Below are 22139 nucleotides of genomic sequence, written 5' to 3'. Positions count from 1 at the left end.
CGTGTCTGCCTTGCCTTGTTCTCGTAAGTACGAGCTGTGCAGCATTGCCATGCGCGTCTTTCACTCAGAGCTACCCGGCGCTTGGGCAAGTCAGAATCTAAAAGATTTACCCCAACCCCGCACGACATTATTTTGAGAAAAGGTTGAGAGCATGCTGATAGACACCCACGCGCATCTTGAGATGCGCGAGTTCAATGACGACCGCGAAGACGTGATCAAACGGGCGCGCGAAGCGGGCGTAGAATATATTGTGACCATCGGCACGACGGTCGAGTCCTGCCGTGACGCGGTCCTGCTTGCCGACAAATACGAATCCATCTACGCCGCCATCGGCATCCACCCCCATGAGGTGAAGGACATCCTTCATCCCGCCTACGAGATCATCAGACACTTTGCGCAGCACCAGAAGGTCGTGGCCTACGGCGAGATCGGGCTCGACTATCATTACGAGCATTCTCCCCGCACGGACCAGAAAAGAAAATTTCGAGACATGCTGCGCGAAGCGCGCGAGCTTAAGCTTCCCATCATCGTTCATGACCGCGACGCCCACGAGGATATGCTCCAGATCCTGACCGAAGAATGGCCGCCCGGGCTCGGCGGTGTCATGCACTGCTTTTCCGGTGATGTGGAGATGGCAAGAACATTGATCGAGAGGGGATTCCTCCTTTCCATTGCCGGGCCAATCACGTTCCCCAAGGCGGAGGCCCTGCGTGAGGTCGTGCGCCAAATCCCGATCGAGCACCTGCTGGTAGAGACGGACGCTCCCTATCTTTCTCCCGTACCGATGCGCGGCAAAAGAAACGAGCCCGCTTTCGTGCGCCACACGGCAGAGGCCGTCGCAACAATCAAGGGGCTCACCCTCGATGACGTTGCCAGGATCACAAGCTTCAATGCCATGCAGCTCTTCGGAATCGGCACGATGCCCGATCGCGGCCGGATCACCTATCCCATACGGAACGCGCTCTATCTCAACGTCACGAACCGCTGCACCGCGGCTTGCACGTTCTGCGTGCGGTATCACACCGATTTTGTGAAGGGGCACAATCTCCGATTGCGCAAAGAGCCATCGGCGGATGAACTCATCAAGGAGATCGGGGATCCGAAGCGATATGACGAGGTCGTGTTTTGCGGATACGGAGAGCCGCTGATCCGGCTCGATGTGGTCAAGGCCGTGGCCGCAGAGGTGAAGCAGCGCGGCGGCAAGGTGCGCATCGACACGAACGGCCACGCGAACCTTATTCACAAACGGAACGTGCTGCCTGAGCTGGCCGGGCTGGTGGACGCCGTGAGCGTTAGCCTGAATGCCCAGAACGCGGAGGTCTATGAGAAAATTTCACAGTCCCAGTTCGGTGCTCCGACCTACGAGGCGGTCAAGGAATTTATCCGCGAGGCGAAGAAATATATCCCCGACGTGACAGCCACCGTGGTCTCCGCGCCCGGTGTGGACATCGAAGCCTGCCGAAAGATCGCCGAAGAACTCGGGGCAAAGTACCGTGTGCGGGAGTTTAATATAGTAGGGTAATGCCTGCGTTTCCTGTCATCGATTTTCTCCACCCCGGTAATTCCTCGCCAGAGCGGAATGGTTATCGTGTTTTCACCTCATCGGGAGAAAAACCGATCTGAACAGACCTGAAGGGACCTACTGTGGTCAATGGATCTGAACTTGTGGATGGCCTCAGAGATCATCTGATAATTGTGGCCGTAATGTGTCTTCAAGCCAATCCAGGTACCAGGGCTTTTCACGGCGCACTCTCTTACCAGCTGACACAGGGTGCACCGCCGGTAGTGCCGCGAAGATGACCTGAATTTTGCGCATCAGTTCCCTTTTGACGGTCGTGACACTTCATACAGGAAGATGCGCCGCTGGACCGGCCGCTGCCGCTGTGTTTTATGTTTAATGCTACTTTACATGATGAATCGTTTGCGCAATCAGGATCAGCGCAGTCGATAAGAGAATCCAGATTGTTATCGATACCGTCATTACATTGTTCCGGGTTGCCGGTGCCTGCGAACACCTCGGTCATTGCAGTGTTTGTGCCCAGAGTGAATGTCAAGGTGAGAATGGAAACTAGAATAATAGGGTTCATTTTTTTCTCCTTTTACCTGTTTGTTTTGTGAAGTTAGGACCGATTTACAACAAGAAGAAGCATTCTCCGGCACAGATGCCTTATAAGAGTTGCCACCTCCTTTCGCAGGCGTAATAAAACAACATCTCATTTAATTAATAAAAAGCAATGATCATGCCAATGGTTTATTAGTTTTAGATCTTATATATTACAAAGAGTTATTTGAAAAATGATAAATATATTTCTGTAAAATTGGTGAAATAACCACTTTCACATGGTTATTTCACCTGATGTCATATGAACTACGATATATTCCGTGAATTGTGTTTTAGAGAATGATGATTGCCGACGCAGAAGGTGAATGTGGCGGCCGTTGCTTTCCATCAACACCGGTGAGCACCGGCCTGTTGAAATATGGGAAACCGTATGGTATAGTGTCCGCTGAGATTCGGGCATGCACTTTGAATCCGCAAGCAGTGCGATCGGATCTCTGCGGCTTATTTTCATCGCACAAGGGAGTTACTCTGCTGATATGTCGTTCAAACGGAAAGACCTTTATATAAAAAATATCTTTTCCACCGTCGCACCCCATCTTGATCTTCTCACCAGCGGTTTCAGTTTCGGGTTCGATCATATCTGGCGCACACAGGCGGTGTCACGATCGGGTATCCATAAAGGCGATCAGGTGCTCGATGTCTGTACCGGCACCGGCAAGCTGGCTTTTCTGCTTTCCCGGCGAGTCGGCCCCGGGGGCTCGGTCATGGGGACGGACTACTGCAAGGAGATGCTCGAGCTCGCGGAGATCAGAAAGGGCAACCGTTACCAGAATGTCTCATTCATTTTCTCGGACACGAAGAGCATCTCCTTCCCGGACAATACATTCGATGCGGTCACTGTGGCGTACGGCATACGGAATATACCCGACACCTCAGTGGCCCTGACGGAGATCAACCGGGTGCTGAAACCCGGCGGAAAATTCATCTGCCTCGAACTCACGAGACCCCACGTCTCCTGGTTCCGCGTACCCTATGAATGGTATGTATTCAAGGTCATGCCTTTTATCGCGATGCTGGTCACGAAAAAGGCCAAGCCTTATTTATATCTTCCCCGGTCCATTAATGCGTTCTACTCGCCCGACGCGTTCAAACAGCTCATCGCCACGTGCGGATTCACCGATATCAAGGTCGATTCACTCACGATGGGGATCGCGACGATCACCCGGGCGGTAAAAACCTGAAGGGCGTCTCTCGCAGAGCACGCGGAGCACGCAGAGGTTAATCAACTCCTTTAAGCCTTAGTTTTAACCAATATTTATTTAGCTTTTCTCTGCGAGCTCTGCGGATGTCCTAAGTGGCCGCTTTTCTTTCATAGGCTACTGCGAGAAAAATTCTTGCTGTTTTGAGAAGAACTTGATTCCTTTGTTACCACACGGCCTCATCCCGCACGGGAAGATGAATCGGCACCCATGATCACCGCACTCATCATCTTCATCATCACCTACCTGTTCATCGGCCTGCGCCAGATCCCGCGTCTGCATATCGATCGGCCCGCCGGCGCGCTTGTGGGCGCGGTGCTGATGGTTATCTTCGGGGTGCTTACCCTCGATCAGGCGTTCAGCGCCATCGACATGCACACGCTCCTGCTGCTCGGGATGATGATCATCACGGTCTATCTCCGCACTGCGGGATTCTTCGAGCTCATGGCGGACAAGATGCTCTCTTCTGCAAAGTCGCCGCTCCAGCTGCTCATCCTGGTGGTGCTGTCGTCCGGCTTGCTGTCCGCTCTGTTCGTGAACGACACGATCTGTCTGCTCTATACGCCGATCATTCTCGAGGTAACCATCCAGCTGGGAGTAAACCCCATGCCATATCTGCTCGCGCTTGCCATGAGCAGTACCCTGGCGGGCAACCTGACGCTCATCGGTTCCGTTGCCAATCTGATCGTGGTGAAGCAGGCGAGAAAACGGGTGGAGATCGGGTTTGTGGAGTATTTCCGTGTAGGCGCGCTGATCACGGCCGTGACGATCGCGATCGGCATCGCTGTGCTCGCGGTGGAAGTAAGGCTGGCAGGCAGCGCTGAAGCCATCGCGGCGGAGAAACCGAAGCAGCAGTCGTCAGTGACGATCACGCCGGCTGACCACCGGTCCGGTCCCCGTACCTTCAACATCGTGCTGATCTGCGATACTGAGGAGGCCCGGACCCGGGGGCTGCAGGGTTTTCGCCAATTGAGAACCGACGAGGCCGCGCTCTTTGTGTTCGAGAAGCCCGAGGTCCTCATCTTCTGGATGGGAAGCGTTGCATATCCGATCGATATCGCATTTGTCAGCCCTGATAAAAAGGTCGTCCGGGTCTATCCTGACTGCAGGCCGGGGAGCCGGGACACATATACCTCCGGCGAGCAGGCTGCCTGGGTGATCGAGACCTCGGCAGGCTCCGGGATCAGAGTGGGGGACAGGGTGAGGATTGAAGGCTTCAGGGGGCAGGGTCCAGGGGCAAGGTGACCCTCCCGAACCCTGAACTTTGAACCCTGAATCAACCGCCACAAATGTCTCCGCCCCTGCTCTTGAAAAAAGAACAACATCGCAGTATCATGCCGCAGACAGATAAGGCATGTTCAAGGATGGCATATGAACGAGGCATTGCAGGAAGAAGAGAGAAGACTGCGGATGTTGCGGTTCGTCGTGGACCTTAACCAGGCAATACTCATGCAGCAGACGGACCTGACGATTCGGGAATCGTTCGACATCCTGCAGAACACACGGCAGGCCGCGCGAAACCTTTTCCCGGGCAAGGATGACGTGTTCGAGCTCATCTATACGCCGCGGTTCATGAGGATCATCCGGGAGCGGTTCCTGATTGTTGGAGGACGTTCCGGAGGGGGATTGACCGATACAGCGCCGGGAATCTCTTAGAGCAGAGAGCATATCAGGGCCAGACCTTTACAGGCTGCTGAAAAAGTCTTTTTGCGGTTCGACAGGCGCAATATCTACGAATAATATCAGTACCCGCTCCGTTCACCCTGAGTGCTCTGCTGAGCCTGTCGAAGCATTGTCGAAGGAGTAAACGGAGCGTTTTTCAACACCCTGTTTACGGTTGACATTCCCCGTCGATCGTTACTGGCATGGACGAATTGCTACAACCATCGGACGAATAAATGCACAAACCACTCCCCAATCCTCGGGAAGACAGGTCTTTTTTTCCACTCATCCCATTGGATCTGCCTGGAATCCGCAAGGTCACTGACAAACATCTGCTCCATTTCGACGGCAAAATCGTGACTCAGGATAATCGCATTCACCTCGTCATTGTTCAATAAGCTCAAGAAGTCCATGTTGGTTGAGCCGACCGTTGACCAAACCTGGTCAACCACCGCGGTTTTCGCGTGCAGCAGGGAAGTACTGTGCTCGTATATCTTCACTCCCGATCTCAAAAGACTGGAATAATGATGCCTCTGCGCATATAACGTGAACTGAGAATCGGTGATCCCGGGGAGAATGATCTTTACGTCAACACCGCGCTCAGCGGCATCAGCAAGGGCTTTTACGATCTGGTCGTCAGGGATAAAATAGGAATTCGTCATGTGGATCGAATGCTCTGCGAAACCGATGACCGACACATACACGATAAAAGGTATCCTGTTGGTTTCTCCCGGGGTGCTGCCGATAACCCGCACCAGGGCATTGCCCGCTTCTTTCAGATCAGGGAAATAATTCCGTCCGGAAAGTTTCGGTCCCTTCTGTTTCAGCCAGGTGTCAAAAAAGAGCTTCTGTAATTCAGCCACGGACGGGCCTTCAATGTGAATGTCTGTGTCGCGCCAGTGAATCGGCGCCTTTTCGTTTCGTTTCCGTTTGAGAGGACCGCTCGAATAAACCTTGCTGATGTTGATGCCCCCGATAATGGCAACGTTGCCGTCAACGATCAAAATCTTGCGGTGGTCCCGGTGTGTCAGTCCCCATTTCTCCTGAAGCTCCAGTGGATTTGTAGGATTGAACCCGACAACCTGAATTCCGTTGTCGCGCAGGCGCTGGAAAAAAGAAGCGGGAGTATACATACTGCCCACGCTGTCATACAGGATATTTACCTGGACACCTTCCGCCTGTTTTTGCAGCAACAGGTCGGCAAATGTATGGCCTGTTTCATCATCTTCAATGATATAGCTTTCAAGGTTGATATGGTTTTTGGCATTCCGTATCGCTTTGAACATTGCGGCATAGGTTGCCTTGCCATCGGCGATCAGGGTGACCTTATTTCCCTTCGTCAGCGGGCTTTCAGTGACCGATTCCACCACGGCAGTGTGGCGTTGCAGAATGTCCGTCGGGTCGACCGATCGCTTCAGCCGGTCCATGATCGCCTTGCTTTGACGGGGAGATAACAGTCCCTTGGATGAAACGATTTGACGAGGTTTTTGCGCAATCGGCGTGTCATCAATGACTTCAGAGACGTCCGGCAAGGTCGCACATCCACTGCTGAAGCCCAGGATGGATGCGAACAGAAAGAACAAAAAGCAAGGCTTGACGATTATCATAGGTATAATCTTATCACGAAATAATCTTTTTGCCATCCTCAGGGAACACATTCAGGGGCCGGAGCCTGCCCGGCATACGAAAACTCTTGTTTTTATTGGCCCCATTGTTTATAATGCATGTTCTAATGGAGGTGTAGTATGCCTGTTTATGAATACGAGTGCGGAAGCTGCGGGGGCCGCTTTGAGGCTGTCCGGAAATTCAGCGATCCAGACCTTTCCGTATGCCCGTTGTGCAAAGCCGCGAATGTCCGCAAGGTGCTTTCTACGCCGGCGTTCGTGCTTAAGGGGAGCGGCTGGTATGTGACGGATTATCCGTCGAATGCCCGAAAAGAGGGAAGTGCTTCGGAGAAACCCAAAGAGGAGGCAAAGCCGGCAACCAGTTGCGCTGCGGGCACCTGTCCAGGTACCTGTCCGTCCAAAGGCTGATTCCTGATGGAACCCATCCATATCCAGATGCCTTTTCCGCTGCTGAAGGATTATCTCGAGATGCTGCGCAAACGCCGCTATGACCTCGAGATCTATTTTTCCGGCGCGGTCCTCGACCAGATCGAAAAGCAGGACCTCGAGAAACTGATCGAACGACTTGACTGGAATCCAAAGCTTACGCTCCACGCGCCGTTCATGGACATGAACCCCGGCGCCATGGACCCGATGGTGCGGTCGGTTACCCAGGTGCGTTTCCGGCAGATCCTGGCCGTGGCGGCCATTCTCAAGCCGCGCGCCGCCGTTTTCCACGGCGCCTATGACCGGTGGCGTTACAGTGGACGGAAGGACATCTGGCTCGAGAACAGCATGGATACCTGGCAAAAGGTAATGGACTCGGCAACGAAGATCGGACTGCGTGTTGCTGTCGAAAACGTGTTCGATGAAGAGCCGGAAGCGCTGCAGATGCTTATCGAGAAGATCGACAGCCCGGACTTCGGGTTCTGTTTTGACACCGGCCATTTCAATCTATTTTCCAAAGTCACGATGGAGCAATGGTTCGAGTCTCTCGGACGCCGCCTGGTGGAGGTCCATCTGCACGACAACGATGGGAAGGCCGACTCGCATTGGGCCTTGGGACGGGGGAACATCGATTTTGAAAAATTCTTCGGCCTTTTGAACGCCCAGGCTCCATCAACTGTTCTTACGGTTGAAGTGCACGATAAAGACGGTATTGAGACGAGCCTGGAACAGGTGAAGCGGCTCATGAAGAGGGACGAATAGGAATCAAATTCTTCTAAAATGGCAGGAAATTTTCTCGCAGTAGCCTATGAAAGAAAAGCGGCCACTTAGGACATCCGCAGAGTTCGCAGAGTTAAATCAAACCTTTTTGTATTTATTTTAAACAAGAACATTTTTTGCGCTTTTCTCTGTGAGCTCTGCGCCTCTGCGAGAGACGCCTTTTAGTTTCGCCTTTATCAGTAAACCAGTACAATTTACCATTAATGCGGAGTTTCCCTTGACACATACCAGTTGTTCACAGGGATTTACGATCATGAAAAAGACCTTCGCACTTCTGTCGCTCTCTCTTTTCGTTGGTGCCTGCGCAACGTCTCCCGCCAGGATGCCTGAAACCACGTCCGCGAAGATCGGGTCCGGCGTCCGCACACAAGCAGATGCCTATTACCATTTTATCATCGGCAGGCTCTCTGAAGAGGATGGAGAGTTCGATGTTGCCATGAATGAATATGAGGAGGCGTTCCGGCTGGATCCGAAAGCTGCCGTAGTCCCCCTCTCTCTCGCATCCCTCTCGCTTCGCAAGGGGCAACTTGATAAGGCGACCCGTTATGCGCAGCAGGCGGCGGAACTGCAACCGGACAACCCGCAGCCGCTCATGCTCCTTGCCAACATCTATACGAGCAAAAAGAGATACGACGATGCGGTGACCGTCTATCGCAAGGTAATATCGCTCAATCCGCAGCAGGAGGACTCCTACCTGTACCTTGGTTCTCTGTATGCGTCTCTGAAGCGGTACGACGAAGCCGTGGAGACGTTTCATGCCCTCGATAAGATCAATCCAACGCTGCTTATGTCGCCGTATTATCTCGGACGGATCTACACGGAACGGCAGATGTATAAGGAAGCACTGGCAGAATATCAGCGCGCGATCTCCATTCGGGACGACTTCGATCCCGCGTTCATCGGCATGGCGTTCGTCTATGAGCAGATGGACAATGTCGGCGACGCCATTGAGGCATATAAGAAGGCCATCGGGATCAATCCCCACAACCTTGAGATCCAGCAGCACCTTGCCCAGCTCTATATTCAGCAGAATTCGCTTCCCGAGGCATTGGAACAATTGAAACAGGTGACCGCCATGGACCCCAGGAACTATGACGCCTTTGTCAAGATGGGTCTCATCCATGCCGAGCAGAAAAAATACGAAGAGGCGGTGGAGGCATTCCTGGTCGTTTCGCGCGCAATGCCAAAGGACCTAAGGGTCAAGCGTTACCTCGCCTCCACCCTGGTGGCCGTGGAACGGTATGCGGAGGCGCTCGCGGAATATCAGTCCCTCCGGTCAGCCGATCCCGAGGACACCGACGCGGTCCTCCAGATCGCGTATATTTATGCGCAGATGGGCAGGATCGCGGACGCCGTGCCGCTCCTGGAGAGGGCGCTCGCCGAACAGCCCGGGAAGCCCGAGCTCTATCTGTATCTGGCCAATGCGTATATGGATCTCGAAAAATACCAGCAAGCTGTCGATACGCTGATCAGGGGGTTCCAGATGGCGCCGGACCGGGACGATCTGCTGTTCAGTCTGGCAATTGCCTATGAAAAGCAGGGTAAGCGCGTAGAGATGATCGCTACGCTTAAAAAAACGATCGAGCTTAAGCCGGACCACGCGGATGCCTTGAACTACCTCGGCTATTCCTTTGCCGAAAAAGGAGAGAACCTCGACGAGTCGATACGGCTTATCAAGCGCGCGCTCCTGATCAAACCTGACAGCGGTTACATCCTCGACAGCCTCGCCTGGGCCTATTATCAGAAGGGCATGCTGAACGAGGCGCTCGCGGTCATGAGAGAAGCCGTCGGGAAGGTGGAGAAGGACCCCGTGATGCGCGAGCACTATGGTGATATTTACCTGAAGTTTGCCGACAAGGACAATGCCAGACTGCAGTGGCTCAAGTCCCTGGAGCTTGACCCCGAGAACCAGAATCTCCGCGAGAAGTTCAAGGAGGCGGGGTTCGGCAAGCCCGATGACCTGCTCAAGGACGTGAAGCCGAGGAAAAAGGGCAGGCAGTGAAGACCCGCCGGATCATCGTCCTCATCGTTGTTTTGTTCCTGTTCTCCTGTCTCCCGAAAAAACCCGGGATCCCCGGCACCGAGGTCCCTGCCGGCCCGCTCGTCCAAGCGCTGGAACAGCAGCGTCAGGCCTTCACCGGGCTTAAGGCGATCGCGAGCGTTGAGGTGGTCAGGCGGGGGGTGAAGCGTTCTTTCGATACCGTGGGTATCGTGCTCGACGCCCAGCGCAGGCTCCGGGTGGAAGCCTTCGGGCCCCTGGGGCAGTCCTTCATCGCGCTCGTATGGGACGGCAACGACGTGTTGTTGCGCATGCAGGATGACGACAGGATCATGAGACCCGGGCAGGCCGGGATAGAGAGACTTCTTGGCATGAGCGTGGAGGCAAAGGACCTTTGCGCCATCCTCTCCGGCATGGTCACGGAGATCACCCGGCCTTTGGACGCACGGGTGTTCTGCACGCAGAACAATGCCTGCGTGATCGAACTGCCTGAGGGGGACACGGTGCGGCGCATCCGCGTGCTGCCTCCTTCATCAGACTTGGTGCCGGCGCTCAGGATCGCTGTTCAGGAGCTCTACCAATCGAATACCCTGGTGTACCGGACACGGTATGAACGCATGCAGGAAGTATCGCATGTTCTCCTGCCCAGGACAATCGTCATAGAGAGTCCCGGGAAGGGCGTGACGATCACGATCGAGTACACCGAGGCGGACATGTATGTGGCCGTGGCTGACGATGTTTTTACACTTTCGGATCAGGGGATAGAGGAACGGGAGAAGTAGAGAGGGGAAAAAAGTGCCTAAAATTCATAAAGTGCCTAAAGTGCCTAAAGTGCCTAAAGTGCCTAAAGTGCCTAAAGTGCCTAAAATAAGATTAGAAGTTCTCACTTTAGCGCATTTTAGTTCACTTTAGTCACTTTAGAGCACTGATTTCTATGGCTACCATTAACACAATAACGCTCCTTTCTCCGGCTAAGATCAACCTTTGTCTGTCCGTGCTCGGCAGGAGACCGGATGCGTACCACGACGTTGAGATGCTGATGCAGATGGTGGGGCTCTTCGACGAGGTGACCGTATCGCTCGGCGGATCGGGCGTCAGCGTGTCCTGTGACAGCCATGCGGTGCCATCCGGGGAGGAGAACATTGCCTGGAAGGCGGCATTGGAAATACTCAGGATCTCCGGCCAAGAGACCGGCCTGGCGATCGAGATCAAAAAAAACATACCCGTTGCGGCCGGGCTCGGCGGAGGGAGCGGCAATGCCGCAGCCGTGCTCATGGCTTTGAACAGGCTGCTCGGCATTGGACTTGACCGGGACCGGCTGGCCGAGATCGGCGCCCGGATCGGCATGGACGTGCCCTTTTTTTTCTTCGGGCCGACGGCCCTTGCGCGGGGGAGGGGAGAAATCCTCACCGAGCTGACACCGTTGCCGCACTTCCCGGTCCTGCTCGTCAATCCGGGGTTTGAGACCTCCACTGCCTGGGTCTACAAAAACTTAAATTTGGGGTTGACAAAAAAAGGCGACTGTAATAAAATTGCAAGGCTTAATCTCCGAAATATCGCCTTGGGGCTCCATAATGACCTTGAGCAGGTGACCTCAGTAGTTCACCCGGTGATAAACAAGATCAAAGATGCGCTTTTGGACCAGGGGGCCTTGGGTGCCCTCATGAGCGGGAGCGGGCCGACGGTGTTCGGCATATTCGAGACCGTTGCTGCATGCCGGGTCGCCGCTGATAGACTTTCCCCTGAGGGATGGAGGTCCTATCCGGTTGAAACATTGACCGCATCACCGTTTGCGGAATTACGCTCGGGATAGCAGCATAACGGAAGTTGTCGGGATCGACCAGTGTGCCACGATTCTTCAGTGTGAAGGGGAGTCTATGGAAATCACGGAGGTGAGGGTTTTCCCGGTCAATAATGAAGAGCGTCTCAAGGCCTATGCAACCATAACGATCGACAGCGTGTTCCTGATCAGGGACCTGCGTGTCATTAACGGCAACGCGGGATTGTTTGTGGCCATGCCGAGCCGCAAGATGAAGGATGGAACGTTCAAGGACATCGCCCATCCGCTGAACAGCGAGACCAGGCAGGTGATCGAGAAGAAGGTCCTTGCTGAATACGAACGCGAGCTGGCCAAGCCCACGAAGCAGGAGCCGGAGCCAAAAGATCCTGAAGAGAAATAATATGCTGCTGATACGAGTTTTGCCGATTCTGCATCTGATACGAGAGGATAGGCTCTGCCTATCCTTTGATATTTTGATATTTACCCTGTTAGAGAATGCGCCCCGCTCTTATTACGGCTGAAAGTCTCTGTGAACGGAGAGGGGCCGTCAGCAACAGGATCATTTGGTTTTCGCAGTTGTTCTTTATCGGAAGTTATCCGGCCCCGCGGCCAGGCCCGGAGTCGGCCTTCGATCGGGGATCGTCTAATGGTAGGACAGAGGCCTTTGAAGCCTTTTATCGGGGTTCGAATCCCTGTCCCCGAACCAGTATTCGGAAAAGAGGATGAATGAAGTGAAGGCGAGATCACGGGAAATAAAGATCTTTTCGGGAAACGCAAACCTGGCGCTGGCAAAGGAGATCTGCCAGAAGATGGACATTCCGCTCGGGAACGCGCTGGTAGGCCGTTTCAGCGACGGCGAGATCAATGTCCAGATCGTGGACAACGTGCGCGGCATGGATGTTTTCGTCGTGCAGCCCACGGGGAGCCCGGTGAACCGGAATCTCATGGAACTCCTGATCATGATCGATGCGCTCAAGCGGGCGTCGGCAACCCGCATCACGGCGGTGCTCCCTTATTACGGGTACAGCCGGCAGGACCGGAAAGTGCAGCCCCGCGTTCCTATTACGTCCAAGCTTGTGGCCGATCTGATCACGACCGCGGGCGCGAACCGGGTCCTTACGGTGGATCTGCATGCGGGCCAGATACAGGGGTTCTTCAATATCCCCGTGGACAACCTGTTTGCCGCACCGGTGCTCCTCGAGTATCTCCGGTCAAAGAAATTTACCAACCTGACCGTTGTTTCTCCCGACGCCGGCGGCGTGGAGCGGGCGCGGGCGTTCGCCAAGCGGCTCAATGCGGCGCTTGCGATCATCGACAAGCGGCGGGACAAACCGAACGAGGCGCAGGTCATGCACATTATCGGCGATGTCAACGGACACGACTGCCTGCTGCTGGATGATATGGTGGACACCGCCGGGACCCTGACCGAGGGCGCGGCCGCGCTTAAGGAGAATGGAGCGGGCATGATCAGCGCGGCCTGTTCTCACGCGGTGCTCTCGGGTCCGGCGATCAAGCGCATTAATGATTCTTCGCTCGATGAGCTGATCACGACCAATACGATCGCTCTGGACACCAAGCAACAGGAATGCAGAAAGTTGACGGTGCTTTCCGTTGCGCAGCTTCTTGCCGATGCCATCACGAGGATTCACGAGGAAACATCGCTCAGCTCGTTGTTCGTATAAACGGAAGAGAGAAACCACTGGTGAACACGGATACCTTCAGGGAATCGGAGATGGTCCTGTGGTCAGCCGAAGAATATTCATCAGTGCTTATTCGGTAGTCATGTATAATGCTTCATAAATTGAATCGGAGGAGAAATGGATAAAATAGCATTAACAGCGCAAGTCAGGGAAAAGGTGGGCAAGGGAGCTGCCCGGGGATTGCGGAGGGACGCACAGGTTCCGGCGGTCCTCTACAGCCACGGCAAGTCCACGCCCATCGTGATGGTCAATAAGGATGTCTCGAAGGTCCTTAACACCGAGGGCGGAGCGCATGCGCTTATCAATCTCAAGCTTGAGGGAGGAAAAGGCGCGGGGATGAAGCTGGCCCTGATCAAGGACTACCAGGTTGACCCCATAAGCGGCAAGCTCATCCATCTCGATCTCATGGAAGTCGCCATGAACCAGAAGGTGAAGATCCAGGTGGCAGTGCACATTTCCGGGAATTCCATCGGGGTGAAGGAAGGCGGTATCTTCCAGTATGGCCAGCGTGATCTCGAGATCGAGTGCCTCCCGGCACATATCCCGGATTTTATCGATGTCAATATCGAGCACCTCAAGGTGAACGAGTCGCTCCATGTGAGAGATATCAAGGCGCCTGAAGGTGTAAAGATCCTGACCGATCTTGACTCGACCGTGGCGACGATCCAACCGCCGATCTCGGAGGCCAAGCTTGAGGAAATGCTTACCGCGACCCCGGCTGTGGCAGCGGAGGGCGCTGAGCCCGAGCTCGTCAAGAAGACAAAGAAGGAAGAAGAGGCTGCGGCCGCGTCGGGCGCTGAAGCAAAAGGCAAAGAAGGAGCCAAAGAAGGTGCAAAAGAGGCTGCTCCGAAGAAGGAAGCTGGGCCCAAGAAATAGCGGCGGATATAAGCTACAAGCACCAAATAACAAGCACCACATAAATTCCAAAAAGATACTATTACAATTCCAAACAGTTTGGAATTTTGGATTTGGAGTTTGGTGCTTATTGGGAATTTGTGATTTGAAATTTGGGGCTTGTTTCCCATGAAGATCATTGTTGGGCTTGGCAACCCGGGCAGAACGTATGAACGCACGCGTCACAACGCAGGCTTCATGGCGGTTGACGAGCTTGCCAGTATCCTGCAGGGAGCGTGTACTCAGGAAAAACACCACGCCCTGATCGGCAAGGCCAGGCTCGATTCCGAGGAGCTGGTCCTGGTCAAGCCGCAGACGTATATGAACGACAGCGGCCAATCGGTGGCGGCGATCCTGAGGGACTCTTACAGAACTGCTTCCGACCTGATCGTACTCCATGATGATCTGGATCTTCCGCTTGGGTCCGTGCGCGTGAAGATCGGCGGTGGCCACGGAGGCCACAACGGGCTTCGCTCCATTATCGAGTACCTGGGGTCACCGGAGTTTATCCGGGTCCGCATCGGGATAAACAGGCCAACGCTGAATATGGATTCGGCGGATTATGTGCTCAGCCCATTTCTTGCCGAAGAACGTCCGGCAGTTTCAGAGGCCATTGCAAAGGCCGCGGAAGCGGTCAGACGTATTGTCGTGGAAGGCCCCACACGGGCCATGGATGTCGTTAATCAAAAGTAAGCATTCAGAAGCCCGGACCTGAAGGACTATTCCGACAGCTCCGGGTTTTTATTGTTTTGAGACAACAACTCAGGTTTACCGCAGGGCCGCCGAGGCGCAGAGAAAGTCCAATTATTTTCAATATGCATTTCTCCGTGTCTCCGCGCTTCAGCGGTAGATCGTGATTTTGAGATGAATGACTGGAATTTGGATCGTCCCGAAAAGGAGCTTGTCATGGGTTTCAACTGCGGTATCGTTGGCCTTCCGAACGTAGGAAAGTCCACCATTTTCAATGCGCTCACTTCCGCGGGCGCTCAGGCCTCGAACTATCCCTTCACGACCATCGATCCCAACGTTGGCGTGGTGGACATGCCCGATGAGCGGATCGACAGGCTTGTCGAGATCTACAAGCCGAAAAAAAGAACGCCCACGAGCATGGAGTTCGTGGACATTGCAGGTCTCGTGAAGGGCGCGGCGCAGGGTGAAGGGCTGGGAAACAAGTTTCTCGCCAACATCCGCGAGGTGGACGCGATCGCGCACGTGGTGCGTTGTTTCGAAGACCCAAATGTCATTCACGTGGCCGGGAAGGTGGACCCCCGGGAGGACATCGAGGTGATCGAAGCGGAACTCATGCTTGCGGATCTCGACGCGATAGAGAAACGGCTGTACAAGGCCGAGAAGACGGCCAGGACCGCGGACAAAAAGGGACTGGAAGAGGTGGAGTTCATGCGGCGGCTCAAGGACATGCTCGCCAGGGGGGAGCCGATCCGCCGCGCGACCCATTCCGAGGAAGAGACCTTGTGGCTCAAGAGCTATGCCCTGTTATCCGCCAAGCCGGTGCTCTATGTGGCCAACGTGGCAGAGGACATGGTGGACAAACCGAACCCGTTCGTTGACGCGGTCAGGATGATCGCTGCCGAGGAAAACGCCCGGGTCGTCGTCATCTCGGGCCAGGTGGAGGGAGAGATTGCCCAGCTTCCCACGGAAGAGCGAATGGAATACCTTTCGGGTATGGGTCTCAAGGAGTCAGGCCTCGATCGCATGATTCGCGCGGGCTACGAGCTCCTTGGACTTATCACCTACCTTACCGCCGGCGAGAAAGAAGTGCGGGCCTGGACCATTACCAAGGGCACCAAGGCACCACAGGCCGCGGGCAAGATCCACTCGGATTTTGAAAAAGGATTCATTCGCGCGGAGGTATTCCACTTCGATGATCTGATGAGGCTTGGCACGGAGAAGGCCGTGAAAGAGGCGGGTCTGCTCCGTTCCGAAGGAAAGGATTACGTGGTCAAGGATGGGGACATCATGCTTTTCCGGTTTAACGTGTAAGAGGGCCAAGAAAAGAAACAGGGTTATTGCTTACGGTAAGAACGAATAGCGCTATAAACACTCTGACCTGACCCTCGCGGACAAAGTGGAATATTTTCCACAATCAGTATCGCTCAATTGTTTTAATTTGCAGTTTTTACAGGTCACCTCGGACCAGGAAGAAACGACAGCGGTATTCGATGTGATATCCCGTCCGCATGCTGCGTACCAGCCATGCGGAAATTTCTTTTTCATGTGAATGACTTTGATGGTTTCATTCATAAAGAAAATCGCCTGCCGATGTTGATCATCGGTATCTTTGTTGAAGAACCTTGTTTTATCAGAGAGCTTTCATCCGACCGGATGTTGTTTCAATCGGTCCTCAACAGGTTCCGCCGTTTATCGAATAGCCATTCGCTTTGAAGGCAGTTCTGATGTCTTTCCTCTGTTCAGGCGTCATGGAAGCGTACAGTTGCTTAAGCTTGTCACCGGAACGTTCGGCTGAACAGTTGTACTGATAGAATGAGTCTTTCATTTCCGTGCTCAGGTGTGTTGCGGTAAGCACTTTCTTCAGGTCACCCGACGCACACAACATCTCATACATGGTCTTCGAGCTGCTCCCCAGGAAAGCGCCCCTCCGCTCTCCTTTGCCAACCATGATCATGGGGGTGCAGGCGCTGGTAAGCAGGACCATTCCGGCAATACCTATCAAGAGCCAGGTTTTCATTGCATCTCTCCTTTCTTGCTCGACAGTAATGATCCTATTTTCTTTTTCATATCCGGAGCATCCCATTCCCGTTCGCCGATGATCGTTTCTCTGATGATACCGTCCCGGTCGATGAGAAAGCTTGTTGGAAGGTTGTGAACAGCATAGTGGTCGAAGGAAACCTCCTGATCTTTGTCCATAAGCACGGGAAACGTGATCGCCTGTTTTTTGATGAATGATTGAACATTTTTTTTGTCTTCGTCCCTGGATACGGCTAATACGATGAGACCGTCCTTTTTAAACGCGAGGAAAAGATTGTGAAGAGAGGGCATTTCCTTTTTGCAGGGTCCACAATAGGTCGCCCAAAAATTAAGGAGGACGACCATTCCCTTATAGTCCGCGAGGGCGGCCTTTTCCCCGTTGATATTTTCGAGTGCGAATGATGGAGCAGGCTTCCCGTTCTCGGTGGCAGTATCAAGACAGGCTGCTTGCCTGGCGGAAATAATGGAAAAGAAAATGAACAGGGATAGAATATGACGCATGACGCAACTCCTCATCGGGGTGTTGTTGGCCGCGGTTCTCATTAATCTGCGCAACATCCGGGACCCTGGTTTATGTCAAAGCCGTTAATTCTAAAGGCATTTTTAATGTCTTTTCTCTGTTCAACCGTCATGGCTGCGTAGAGCTGTTTAACCTTTTCCCCGGATCGTTCCTCGGAACAGCTGTATTTATAGAGGGAGTTTTTTAGTTCCATGCTCAGTTTTGAGGAAGCAAGTACTTTATCCATTTCGCCAGACGTACACAACATTTCATATCTGGCATTCGAGTTACTCCCCACGTAATAGCCCCTCCCGTGTTTTAACACCAGGAAATCCGTGCTGGGGCTGCAGGCACCGATCAACACGGCCATGCAGGCAATCGCTATGAAAAATCCGTTTTTCATTTTGCCTCCTTCCCGTTATCTCTATACGTTGAAAAAAAGTACGAGCTTGCCCCCCTCTGCACAGAGAGGTTAAGCAGTGTTGTCGAGACACGAACACAGGAGGACAAGCTCAAGCTGAAAAAGGAGAACTCACTGCCTCATGCCCGAGGCGGTGACCAGATTTCCCATCACTGCATTTGTAGGAATGGTATCAGGAAAAGCAGGAAATTACTTGAACGAAGCGGCTATTTTTAATCAGGCCGGAAAGGGTGACGCCGTACATCCTTCTGAACGTGCGGCACAGGTGCGCTGAGTCGGAAAAACCGGCATTGTGCGCGGCTTGCGTGAGGGACTCGCCTTGAACGGCGAATTGGACAGCGGTCATCAACCGGAGCCAGAGGACATAACGCCGGAGCGGAATGCCGATCTGCTCGGTGAACAGATGCCTCAAACGGCTTTCGGAGAGACAGGCATGCCGGGCAAGGTCGGTGACGACCACTTTTCGTGAGAGATATTCCCCCTTCAACAGGTCAATGGCTGCCTTGATCCGCGGATCAACCGCTACCGCGGCCTGTTCAGGATAGCCGCCGAGCTCGGTAACGAGTTTTTTGTATACCTCGCCGGCATCTCGGCACGATCCGAGAAAATTTCCGGGGACATCGATGCACCCTCGCAGCCGTTTGAGAAGATCGTCATCAAGTACCTTGAAATCCCTTTCCCCCAGATGCCGTTTTGCGATTGCCTTGGCGACATCGGATTCATGGTCGATCAGCAGATGTATCCAGGAGTGTGCATTGCTGGGACTGACCAACTGGTGGGGACATCCTGACCCGACGACGACCCCTCCGCATTCGATGGAGGTTTTATCTCTGCGCAACTGAAAGAGCCCCTCCCGATTTACGATGACCTGCAGGGCATAGTGCATGTGCACGGTGTTTGCAGGGCAACGGCCAAGATACAGAAAATGGCCGGCCCAGAAATAACCGCAATATTTCGATATCGCCTGTTCCATGAGGTTCCTGTGGGAGGTAATAAAACGACTGGGAAGTATGTCAACCGCACCAGTCAGTCGTTACTATAGCATGAAATAACCATGCCGACAATAGGGATTTAATATCCCGCCCGCCCTTAAATAACAGAGGGAAGAAAAATTTGCGTCGCGCCACCTGCGAAAGGCGTCATCCTTCCGAATACTTCACCTCATTACCCTTTTTGTTGCTCTCCCTTCCTTACGTTTTCAAGGTACTATAAACCCTTCTAAAACGCAAGGGAATGCAATTAATATTTTGTGGGATGTCCTGTTGATTTTTGCTTGACAAGAGGAGAGGAGTTCAATAAAATCTCCGAATGCTGCGATAAGTTCGATTGAACGTTCCGGGAGCTTTGGGTCAGATCGCTTTCGGGCGAGAACCAACAACGAACAGAAGAGAGAGGAAGGGGACCGATATGAAGTTGCGATTAGGAGTAGTTGCACTCTGTGCAATGTTTATGGCGAGTCAGGCAAACGCGGCGGAAAAAATTCAGCTCAAAACAGAAAAGGACAAACTGAGTTATACCAAAGGCGTTTATATGGGAAACAGCCTGAAGAGGCAGTCGGTCGATATTGACCAGAAAGTTCTCATCCGGGGTATCCAGGATGCATTGTCAGGAGCGGAGACCCTCATGACTACCAAGGAAATGGTCGCGATCGAGGAGAATTTCCAGAGAACGCGCGCCAAAAAGCAGGAGGAAGAGAATAGGCTTATCGGTGAAAAGAATAAGAAGGAAGGGGCGGCCTTTCTCGCTGAAAATGCAAAAAAAGCAGGAATAAAGGTCCTGCCGAGCGGATTGCAGTACAAAGTGATCGCCGAGGGAACGGGAAAGAAGCCAAAGGCCACGGATAAGGTGCTCGTAAATTACCGGGGCAGCCTTGTTGACGGGACGGTTTTTGACAACTCGGACAGTCACCCAGAGCATCCGATGACCATGCCGGTAAGCGATAAGAGCTTAATTGCCGGCTGGACCGAGGGGATCATGCTCATGAGGGAGGGCGCGAAGTTCCAGCTCTTTATTCCATCGAACATCGGATTTCAGGACAAACGCATGGGAACGATCGGCCCGAATTCGGTATTGATTTTTGATGTTGAGTTGGTCTCCATCGTAAAAGCCGATGCATCCGGGAAAGCTCAAAAGTAGAGGACAAGCAGAAGATCTTGGACCGATACCACGTTTCATCTTGTCCCTTTGATGGATGCTGATATCGTCGTTCCTGTTTCAACCCAAAAATAAGCCCGGCATTTCTTGCCGGGCTTATACTTTTTCAGATCGTTTATCGTTTGCCGAAGTTAGCAAGAGCTTTTGCACTTGCAGGTGACCGACATTTTTTTTGTCACTTTCTTAATGGTCATGGAAATTCCTCCTTTCTTTTGTGAACGTTTCTGATCCGGAAAAGCACGGTGTATTTTTTTGGAGCATTACAACCGAATTTCGAACCTGTTTAGCCTATAGTATACCATAAAGCATGCACCGGTACGGGTCCTTTCCACCGGTTCCCTCGATAAGTTCCGCCCGGTATCTGCACCCTCCCCGGCATACTTCAAGGTACTCGCAGCAACACTCAAGGTTCTTCAGCCTGACCGGCTGCATGTTCCGCCACGCTGCTTTCAGACCATGGTCTACCGTGCCGATGGGTTGGCCCCCGTAAAATGTGCATTTCGCGATGTTCCCATTTGCCATCACCGCCATGAGATGGAGGCCGCAGCCATATCCTTGTGTGGACGAATGAAGTCCATTGCCGTATCCATAGCCGAGATATTTTCCGCCTTGTTCGGGGCTGACATAAAAATCATCATTTTCCTTCAGCCTTCCGGTCAGGCACGGGATGTCCACGGTCCAATCCTTGATCTGCATCTCTCTGAAAAGCTTTTCCATGCGGTCGAAGTCCTCAGTATTATACTGGTGTACCATGGTGGACACGGATACGTCGAAGCCCGCGTCAAGCGCATTTTCCATTGCTTCCAGGGAGCGTTTGAATGTCCCGCTTCCCCGGAGCCTCTCGTGTGCCGGTTCCAGTCCATCTATGCTCACCTGGATCTCGTCGACCTTGAGTGTTTTCAGGGTTTCCTTTTTAAGGAGCACGCCATTCGTGAACAGGACCTTTCTAATAAAAAAATCAGGGAGCATCTCGTTGATCTCGTGGAACTTGCTGTGGACCAGCGGTTCGCCGCCGGTTATCATCACGCGCAAACCCTGCATCTCCTCGAATTCGCGCAGAACCTTTACCACCTGGTCCCCTGACAATTCGTTGCGATCGGCATTGTCGATATAGCAATGTTTGCATTTGAGGTTGCAGGCATCGGTGATCTGGAGCTCCAGGTAGCGCAGGGAAGGTTCAGGCGCCTGTTTAAGAGCGGCCCGTTGGACCACGCCTGGTGTCGTCGTCAGCAGTCCCTCCTCCAGGCAGTAATCCAGAAACGCGCTGTTCTTTGAGACGCAACCGTCGTCAGAGGCGCACGTCTTCAGAAAATGGAACGAAGCGCTGTCAAGTTCGTATAATTCATCCTTTGCGATCTGATAGACGGACGGGATCTCAAGCCATTTCAGGACGGCCCGTCTCGCCAGGTAGTAACTCATAGCGTTATTATAGCACCCCGTCAGTATTTTTGTTATAATGGACCCCATGACGGACAACGTGCCGCTGGAACAAACACTTTGTTTAAAATTCTGTTCCTACTATGAACCCGGAAAGAACGAAGAGCTTGCATGCAAAGGCTATAGGGTCGTGGAACGATTATTGCGAGAAGGGAAAGGCCTTGTCCTCGAAAGCAACAACGGAGAATCAAGCCCGGTTCTGGCAGACAGGATAGTGAAAACCCTGTGTATTGTCTGCGATTTTTACAAACAGGACTGCGATTTTATGCAGGACCGGACAGCACGGCCTTGTGGCGGCTTTGTCCTTCTGGAGCGACTTCTGGGATCCGGCGTGATCACGATAGAGGACATCGGGTAAAAGGCGTGTCCTTATTTGCTCACGTCAGAGCAGACAATCCATTGACAGGATCATCGGGATAACATCGGATAACATTAGGATTTAATTTTTAGTTCCATCGTAATTACGCAGGTCAGTTACTTCGCTTCGGCGCAAGGAGCGCAGGGGACATCGATTCCCCCGGCACGAACAGCATTCGCGGCGCTTCCGCTTTGCCCGCATTGCCTGGATTTTTTGAGGTTCGCCACCGGATCCGGCAGTCGCGCTCTTATTGAGGCTACGCTCCGCAACCGACATGAGTAGTTACGTTCCATCTCGTAATCTTTATGCCCTATCAAAAGGATTGCGATCTTTCTTCCCATGTATGAGTAGAATTT

Annotated in this window: 23 protein-coding genes and 1 tRNA gene; 17 read left to right on the top strand and 7 right to left on the bottom strand. The window is 53.1% G+C overall.

Going from position 1 to position 22139, the window contains the following annotated elements; translation table 11 throughout:
• Positions 1-151 precede the first annotated feature (151 nt).
• A complete protein-coding gene (locus M0R70_10100; GenBank protein ID MCK9419718.1) occupies positions 152-1522 on the top strand; it encodes a YchF/TatD family DNA exonuclease in 1371 nt (456 codons plus the stop codon).
• A 232-nt stretch (positions 1523-1754) separates the two neighbouring features.
• On the opposite strand, the gene M0R70_10095 is transcribed toward M0R70_10100, so the two are convergent.
• On the bottom strand, positions 1755-2087 hold the full coding sequence (locus M0R70_10095) for a hypothetical protein (GenBank protein ID MCK9419717.1): 333 nt from the start codon (positions 2085-2087) through the stop codon (positions 1755-1757).
• Between the two features lie 433 nt (positions 2088-2520).
• Between M0R70_10095 and ubiE the strand changes: the two genes are divergently transcribed.
• The 3 genes from ubiE (at position 2521) to M0R70_10080 (ending at position 4977) form a co-directional block, all read left to right on the top strand.
• On the top strand, positions 2521-3303 hold the full coding sequence (gene ubiE, locus M0R70_10090) for a bifunctional demethylmenaquinone methyltransferase/2-methoxy-6-polyprenyl-1,4-benzoquinol methylase UbiE (protein ID MCK9419716.1): 783 nt from the start codon (positions 2521-2523) through the stop codon (positions 3301-3303).
• Positions 3304-3531: 228 nt separating this feature from the next.
• Positions 3532-4566, top strand: coding sequence for an SLC13 family permease (locus tag M0R70_10085; protein ID MCK9419715.1), 1035 nt, complete (start codon positions 3532-3534; stop codon positions 4564-4566).
• 126 nt (positions 4567-4692) lie between these two features.
• Entirely contained in the window at positions 4693-4977 is a 285-nt protein-coding gene (locus M0R70_10080; protein MCK9419714.1) for a hypothetical protein, read from the top strand.
• A gap of 221 nt (positions 4978-5198) precedes the next feature.
• On the opposite strand, the gene cls is transcribed toward M0R70_10080, so the two are convergent.
• On the bottom strand, positions 5199-6590 hold the full coding sequence (cls, locus tag M0R70_10075; GenBank protein MCK9419713.1) for a cardiolipin synthase: 1392 nt from the start codon (positions 6588-6590) through the stop codon (positions 5199-5201).
• Positions 6591-6728: 138 nt separating this feature from the next.
• On the opposite strand from cls, the gene M0R70_10070 reads away from it, so the two are divergent.
• The 11 genes from M0R70_10070 (at position 6729) to ychF (ending at position 16188) form a co-directional block, all read left to right on the top strand.
• On the top strand, positions 6729-7016 hold the full coding sequence (locus M0R70_10070) for a zinc ribbon domain-containing protein (protein MCK9419712.1): 288 nt from the start codon (positions 6729-6731) through the stop codon (positions 7014-7016).
• 6 nt (positions 7017-7022) lie between these two features.
• On the top strand, positions 7023-7796 hold the full coding sequence (locus tag M0R70_10065; GenBank protein ID MCK9419711.1) for a sugar phosphate isomerase/epimerase: 774 nt from the start codon (positions 7023-7025) through the stop codon (positions 7794-7796).
• A gap of 271 nt (positions 7797-8067) precedes the next feature.
• Positions 8068-9816, top strand: coding sequence for a tetratricopeptide repeat protein (locus M0R70_10060; GenBank protein ID MCK9419710.1), 1749 nt, complete (start codon positions 8068-8070; stop codon positions 9814-9816).
• Positions 9813-10595, top strand: a complete 783-nt coding sequence (locus M0R70_10055) for a DUF4292 domain-containing protein (GenBank protein MCK9419709.1) — start codon at positions 9813-9815, stop codon at positions 10593-10595. The genes M0R70_10060 and M0R70_10055 overlap by 4 nt, the downstream gene beginning before the upstream one ends.
• A 152-nt stretch (positions 10596-10747) precedes the next feature.
• Positions 10748-11626 (top strand): 4-(cytidine 5'-diphospho)-2-C-methyl-D-erythritol kinase, encoded by an 879-nt coding sequence (gene ispE / locus M0R70_10050; GenBank protein MCK9419708.1) that lies wholly within the window; start codon positions 10748-10750, stop codon positions 11624-11626.
• Between the two features lie 64 nt (positions 11627-11690).
• Entirely contained in the window at positions 11691-11993 is a 303-nt protein-coding gene (spoVG, locus tag M0R70_10045; GenBank protein MCK9419707.1) for a septation regulator SpoVG, read from the top strand.
• A gap of 232 nt (positions 11994-12225) precedes the next feature.
• Positions 12226-12299: transfer RNA gene (locus M0R70_10040), tRNA-Gln, on the top strand.
• Between the two features lie 16 nt (positions 12300-12315).
• Positions 12316-13275: a ribose-phosphate pyrophosphokinase gene (locus tag M0R70_10035; protein ID MCK9419706.1), complete on the top strand. Its 960-nt coding sequence runs from the start codon at positions 12316-12318 to the stop codon at positions 13273-13275.
• 135 nt (positions 13276-13410) lie between these two features.
• The gene (locus M0R70_10030) at positions 13411-14169 is read left to right on the top strand and encodes a 50S ribosomal protein L25 (GenBank protein MCK9419705.1); all 759 of its coding nucleotides are present in this window, start codon (positions 13411-13413) and stop codon (positions 14167-14169) included.
• Between the two features lie 147 nt (positions 14170-14316).
• Positions 14317-14880, top strand: a complete 564-nt coding sequence (gene pth, locus M0R70_10025; protein ID MCK9419704.1) for an aminoacyl-tRNA hydrolase — start codon at positions 14317-14319, stop codon at positions 14878-14880.
• A 213-nt stretch (positions 14881-15093) separates the two neighbouring features.
• The gene (gene ychF, locus M0R70_10020; protein MCK9419703.1) at positions 15094-16188 is read left to right on the top strand and encodes a redox-regulated ATPase YchF; all 1095 of its coding nucleotides are present in this window, start codon (positions 15094-15096) and stop codon (positions 16186-16188) included.
• A 361-nt stretch (positions 16189-16549) separates the two neighbouring features.
• Here ychF and M0R70_10015 read toward each other — a convergent pair whose 3' ends face one another.
• The 4 genes from M0R70_10015 to M0R70_10000 form a co-directional block, all read right to left on the bottom strand.
• On the bottom strand, positions 16550-16894 hold the full coding sequence (locus tag M0R70_10015) for a hypothetical protein (protein MCK9419702.1): 345 nt from the start codon (positions 16892-16894) through the stop codon (positions 16550-16552).
• The gene (locus M0R70_10010; protein ID MCK9419701.1) at positions 16891-17415 is read right to left on the bottom strand and encodes a redoxin domain-containing protein; all 525 of its coding nucleotides are present in this window, start codon (positions 17413-17415) and stop codon (positions 16891-16893) included. The genes M0R70_10015 and M0R70_10010 overlap by 4 nt, the downstream gene beginning before the upstream one ends.
• Before the next feature lie 41 nt (positions 17416-17456).
• Positions 17457-17816 carry a hypothetical protein gene (locus tag M0R70_10005; protein ID MCK9419700.1) on the bottom strand — a complete coding sequence of 120 codons (360 nt, stop codon included), beginning with the start codon at positions 17814-17816 and terminating at the stop codon, positions 17457-17459.
• Positions 17817-18006: 190 nt separating this feature from the next.
• The gene (locus M0R70_10000; GenBank protein MCK9419699.1) at positions 18007-18807 is read right to left on the bottom strand and encodes a helix-turn-helix transcriptional regulator; all 801 of its coding nucleotides are present in this window, start codon (positions 18805-18807) and stop codon (positions 18007-18009) included.
• A 434-nt stretch (positions 18808-19241) separates the two neighbouring features.
• On the opposite strand from M0R70_10000, the gene M0R70_09995 reads away from it, so the two are divergent.
• Positions 19242-19970 carry an FKBP-type peptidyl-prolyl cis-trans isomerase gene (locus tag M0R70_09995; protein ID MCK9419698.1) on the top strand — a complete coding sequence of 243 codons (729 nt, stop codon included), beginning with the start codon at positions 19242-19244 and terminating at the stop codon, positions 19968-19970.
• A gap of 306 nt (positions 19971-20276) precedes the next feature.
• Here M0R70_09995 and M0R70_09990 read toward each other — a convergent pair whose 3' ends face one another.
• Entirely contained in the window at positions 20277-21407 is a 1131-nt protein-coding gene (locus M0R70_09990; GenBank protein ID MCK9419697.1) for a radical SAM protein, read from the bottom strand.
• Positions 21408-21453: 46 nt separating this feature from the next.
• Here M0R70_09990 and M0R70_09985 point away from each other — a divergent pair, with 46 nt between their 5' ends.
• Positions 21454-21783 carry a hypothetical protein gene (locus M0R70_09985; GenBank protein ID MCK9419696.1) on the top strand — a complete coding sequence of 110 codons (330 nt, stop codon included), beginning with the start codon at positions 21454-21456 and terminating at the stop codon, positions 21781-21783.
• The last annotated feature ends 356 nt before the right edge of the window (positions 21784-22139 follow it).

The sequence above is a fragment of the Nitrospirota bacterium genome (assembly GCA_023229435.1).
GTDB lineage: Bacteria > Nitrospirota > UBA9217 > UBA9217 > UBA9217 > JALNZF01.
This window is presented reverse-complemented; position numbering and strand designations above follow the sequence as displayed.

Excerpts from the sequence above, each read along its gene's own strand:
- M0R70_10015 (MCK9419702.1), bottom strand. The coding sequence starts at position 16,894 with ATGAAAACCTGGCTCTTGATAGGTATTGCCGGAATGGTCCTGCTTACC.
- M0R70_10005 (MCK9419700.1), bottom strand. The coding sequence starts at position 17,816 with ATGAAAAACGGATTTTTCATAGCGATTGCCTGCATGGCCGTGTTGATC.
- M0R70_09990 (MCK9419697.1), bottom strand. The coding sequence starts at position 21,407 with ATGAGTTACTACCTGGCGAGACGGGCCGTCCTGAAATGGCTTGAGATC.
- M0R70_09985 (MCK9419696.1), top strand. The coding sequence starts at position 21,454 with ATGACGGACAACGTGCCGCTGGAACAAACACTTTGTTTAAAATTCTGT.
- M0R70_10030 (MCK9419705.1), top strand. The coding sequence starts at position 13,411 with ATGGATAAAATAGCATTAACAGCGCAAGTCAGGGAAAAGGTGGGCAAG.
- M0R70_10070 (MCK9419712.1), top strand. The coding sequence starts at position 6,729 with ATGCCTGTTTATGAATACGAGTGCGGAAGCTGCGGGGGCCGCTTTGAG.
- M0R70_10100 (MCK9419718.1), top strand. The coding sequence starts at position 152 with ATGCTGATAGACACCCACGCGCATCTTGAGATGCGCGAGTTCAATGAC.
- ispE (MCK9419708.1), top strand. The coding sequence starts at position 10,748 with ATGGCTACCATTAACACAATAACGCTCCTTTCTCCGGCTAAGATCAAC.
- M0R70_10095 (MCK9419717.1), bottom strand. The coding sequence starts at position 2,087 with ATGAACCCTATTATTCTAGTTTCCATTCTCACCTTGACATTCACTCTG.
- pth (MCK9419704.1), top strand. The coding sequence starts at position 14,317 with ATGAAGATCATTGTTGGGCTTGGCAACCCGGGCAGAACGTATGAACGC.
- M0R70_10085 (MCK9419715.1), top strand. The coding sequence starts at position 3,532 with ATGATCACCGCACTCATCATCTTCATCATCACCTACCTGTTCATCGGC.
- ubiE (MCK9419716.1), top strand. The coding sequence starts at position 2,521 with ATGCACTTTGAATCCGCAAGCAGTGCGATCGGATCTCTGCGGCTTATT.
- M0R70_10080 (MCK9419714.1), top strand. The coding sequence starts at position 4,693 with ATGAACGAGGCATTGCAGGAAGAAGAGAGAAGACTGCGGATGTTGCGG.
- cls (MCK9419713.1), bottom strand. The coding sequence starts at position 6,590 with ATGATAATCGTCAAGCCTTGCTTTTTGTTCTTTCTGTTCGCATCCATC.
- M0R70_10065 (MCK9419711.1), top strand. The coding sequence starts at position 7,023 with ATGGAACCCATCCATATCCAGATGCCTTTTCCGCTGCTGAAGGATTAT.
- M0R70_10035 (MCK9419706.1), top strand. The coding sequence starts at position 12,316 with ATGAATGAAGTGAAGGCGAGATCACGGGAAATAAAGATCTTTTCGGGA.
- spoVG (MCK9419707.1), top strand. The coding sequence starts at position 11,691 with ATGGAAATCACGGAGGTGAGGGTTTTCCCGGTCAATAATGAAGAGCGT.
- M0R70_10010 (MCK9419701.1), bottom strand. The coding sequence starts at position 17,415 with ATGCGTCATATTCTATCCCTGTTCATTTTCTTTTCCATTATTTCCGCC.
- M0R70_10000 (MCK9419699.1), bottom strand. The coding sequence starts at position 18,807 with ATGGAACAGGCGATATCGAAATATTGCGGTTATTTCTGGGCCGGCCAT.
- ychF (MCK9419703.1), top strand. The coding sequence starts at position 15,094 with ATGGGTTTCAACTGCGGTATCGTTGGCCTTCCGAACGTAGGAAAGTCC.
- M0R70_09995 (MCK9419698.1), top strand. The coding sequence starts at position 19,242 with ATGAAGTTGCGATTAGGAGTAGTTGCACTCTGTGCAATGTTTATGGCG.
- M0R70_10060 (MCK9419710.1), top strand. The coding sequence starts at position 8,068 with ATGAAAAAGACCTTCGCACTTCTGTCGCTCTCTCTTTTCGTTGGTGCC.